Source organism: Plasticicumulans sp., assembly GCF_035331805.1.
Taxonomy (GTDB): Bacteria; Pseudomonadota; Gammaproteobacteria; order Competibacterales; family Competibacteraceae; genus Plasticicumulans.
The window spans coordinates 1-2,839 of sequence record NZ_DAOLKE010000412.1; the positions used below are offsets into that span (position 1 = coordinate 1).

A 2,839-nucleotide genomic window follows, 5' to 3' on the forward strand; every position below is an offset into this window, starting at 1 on the left:
GGCACCGGCAGCGGCAGCCTGATCGATGCGCTCGTGCAGCTGCGCGAGCTGTTCCCGGATGCGCAGCGCTACCGCGTGCTGGTCTACGCGCTGCTGCCCGATCCCTACCCGCCGCCGAACTGGGATACCGGCAACTACCACGCCAACGGCTACGCGGCGCTGCTGGAGCTGAACGCGCTGTCGGCCGGGGCCTGGCAGCCGCACGACGTGCTCGGGCGCAAGGGGCGGCTCGCGCTCGTCGATCCGTTCAACGGCTGCTACGTGTTCGGCAACGAGAACGAGCACGGCGTCACCGTCGACGTGCAGCAGGAGCTGCCGGGCATCGTCGCCGAGTTCCTGTACCAGAAGATCATCCGCGCCCGCCACGGCGGCTGGCCGACGCTCGCGCGCATGGAGAACGCCGAGAACGGCGACGGCTCGCCGGAAACCGCACCGGCGAGCCGCCGCGGCGAGCGCGCCCGGCGCTTCCTGACCTTCGGCATCAAGCGCGTCGCGATCCCCGAGGAGGAGATCGCCGAGTTCCTCGGCTACGGCTTCGCGCGTCAGGCGCTGCTCGCGCTCGCGCACGAGCACTGGCAGGAGGCGCTCGGTTACGTCGAGGAGCCGCGGCCCTTCGATGCCGGCGCCTTCGTGCGCCAGAAGGACGTGCAGCAGCGCTGGGCGCTCGATGACGATCACCTGCTGATGAACGTGCCGATCCTCGCCGGCGACGGGCAGGCGCCGAAATGGCAGACGCTGACGCTGGAGTGGGAGACGGCGATCCCGCACTTCAAGTCGCTGGTGCGTGAGCTCGATCGCACGATCTGGCTCGACGAGCTGGCGAAGTACTGCCAGAAGCGCTGGGACGAGGACTTCCGTGACCTCGGCGTCACCGGCTTCTACGAGACCAAGCTCAAGGCGCGCAAGGACATCGCCCGCGAGATCGCAAACCGCATCGAGCGCGAACTCGCCAACGACTGGCGCATCGGCGCACGCGGCCTCGATGCCTGCACGCGCCTCGTCGCCGCCGTCATCGAGCTGCTCGACGAGCGCCACGCGCAGCTCGGCGAGCGCATCGCCAGGGCGCGCGCCGGCGAGGACGAGGCGCAGACCCGGCTCAACCAGAACGCCCGCGACTGGGCCGGCATGGGCGTGTTCGCGAAGCTGACCGGCACGCCGGCGAGCCTGCTCGACGCGCACGCCGTGTACCTGCAGGAGCTGTACGTCAACCGCACGCGCGGCGTGGCGCTGCGTGCGCAGCAGCAACTGCTGCCGGAGCTGATCGCGGCGCTGGCGGAACTCAAGACCGCGATCGAGCGCGCCGCCGGCAGCCTGCGCACGGCGCTGGAGCGCTTCGGCCAGCGCCTCGAACAGCGCCTCGCCGACGGCGCGACCGCCACCGGCTCCGACCTGCGCCGGCACCTGATCCGCTACTACGATCCGGCGCGCGTGCGCGAGGTCGCGCACCGCCTCGGCCTGGATGCCGAGGTGCAGCGCGGTCAGGCGGCCGGCGCGCGCGCGGCGCTGTTCGGGCGTTTCGGCGAGACGCTGCGCTTTGCCGACTTCAACAGCCGCATGCCGCTCGCGACGCTGCTCGACACGCTGGAGAAGACCGGCGAGGAGGCCGCGCGCCTCGCGCACGCCAGCCTGATCCGCACGCCGGCCGAGCGCGTGCTCGGCGTGTCGATCATCGAGCGCCTCGCCGAGCGCTTTGCCGACGATGCGGCCGCGCGCCGCGCCTGGGTCGGCGAACTCGTGCGTCAGGCCGGCGCGTTCACGGCCTTCGAGCCGCTGGAGATGCACCGCTCCGCGCCCGGCATCCCGGCCGGCACGCCGAGCGCGCTCGCCAAGCTGACCGTCATCGTGCCGAAGGCGCCGGCGCACGCCGATTTCGTCGCGGCGCTGAAATCCGACTTCCGCGGCGCGCGCAGCGGCGATGTCGAGGTCATCGACGCCGACGGCGGCGACAACGAGATCGTGCTGGTCAGCATCGTCAACCTGTTCCCGCTGCGCTACCTGAAGCCGGTCGCGCAGCTGCGCGAGCGCTACGAGCGGCGCCTGAACCACAGCGGCGATCCGGCGCGCGCGCGGCTGGAGCTGCACACCGAGGGCGACGGCGCGCAGCTGCCGCCGCTGTACGTGGCGAGCCCCGAGGACATCCGCCGCGAGGGCCTGCCCTACGTGCTGCTCGCGCGCGCGCTCGGCGTGCTGCGCGAGGCCGAGAATCCGGCGACCGGCGAGCCCGAGGTGCTGCTGCTCGGCAAGGATGCCGACGGCTTCGACAATCCGCCGCTCGCGCTCGGGCGCACGCTGACCGAATCCTGGGCCGCCCTCGACCTGCTGAAGCTCGATGCGCTGCGCGCGCAGGTCGTGCAGCTGCTCGCCGACCCCGGGTGGCGCCATCGCGAACGGCGTGAACAATTGCTGGAAACGGTGCGCGCCTGCGTCGATGCCGTGCGTCTCGAACGCGGCGACGACCGGCAGGACGCGCAGTACCTGCGGTTTCTGGACGCCGGCAAGCAGGCCGCGCGTCTGCTGAAGGGGGAGGAACGCTGAATGACGGCCGCACGCACCGGACTCTGTGTCAACGTCGGCAACTGCCCGTCCGCCAACGCCAGGAAGGTCGTGCCGGTGGCGCCGGGGCAGGACTTCGTCTGCCCGGACTGCGGCAAGTCGCTGGTCGTCTACCAGCCGGCGAAGAAGGGCGCGCAGGCCTTGATCATCGCGGCCGCGGCCGGCGTGGTGCTCGCGCTCGGTGGCGTCGGCTGGTGGCTGTACCGCGCCGATGCCGAACACGAGGCCACGGCCGCCGCGCAGCAGGCCGAGGCCGCCCGTCAGGCCGAGGCTCAGCGTCAGGCCG

Annotated in this window: 1 protein-coding gene and 1 pseudogene; both read left to right on the plus strand. The window is 72.1% G+C overall.

All coding sequences use genetic code 11. The features are described 5' to 3' along the window. Window positions 1-2,535, plus strand: a 2,535-nt coding sequence (locus PKE44_RS17695; protein WP_324553899.1) for a tubulin-like doman-containing protein, incomplete at its 5' end; no start/stop codon positions are given. After that, window positions 2,536-2,839: pseudogene (locus PKE44_RS17700) on the plus strand (hypothetical protein); the annotation flags it as partial.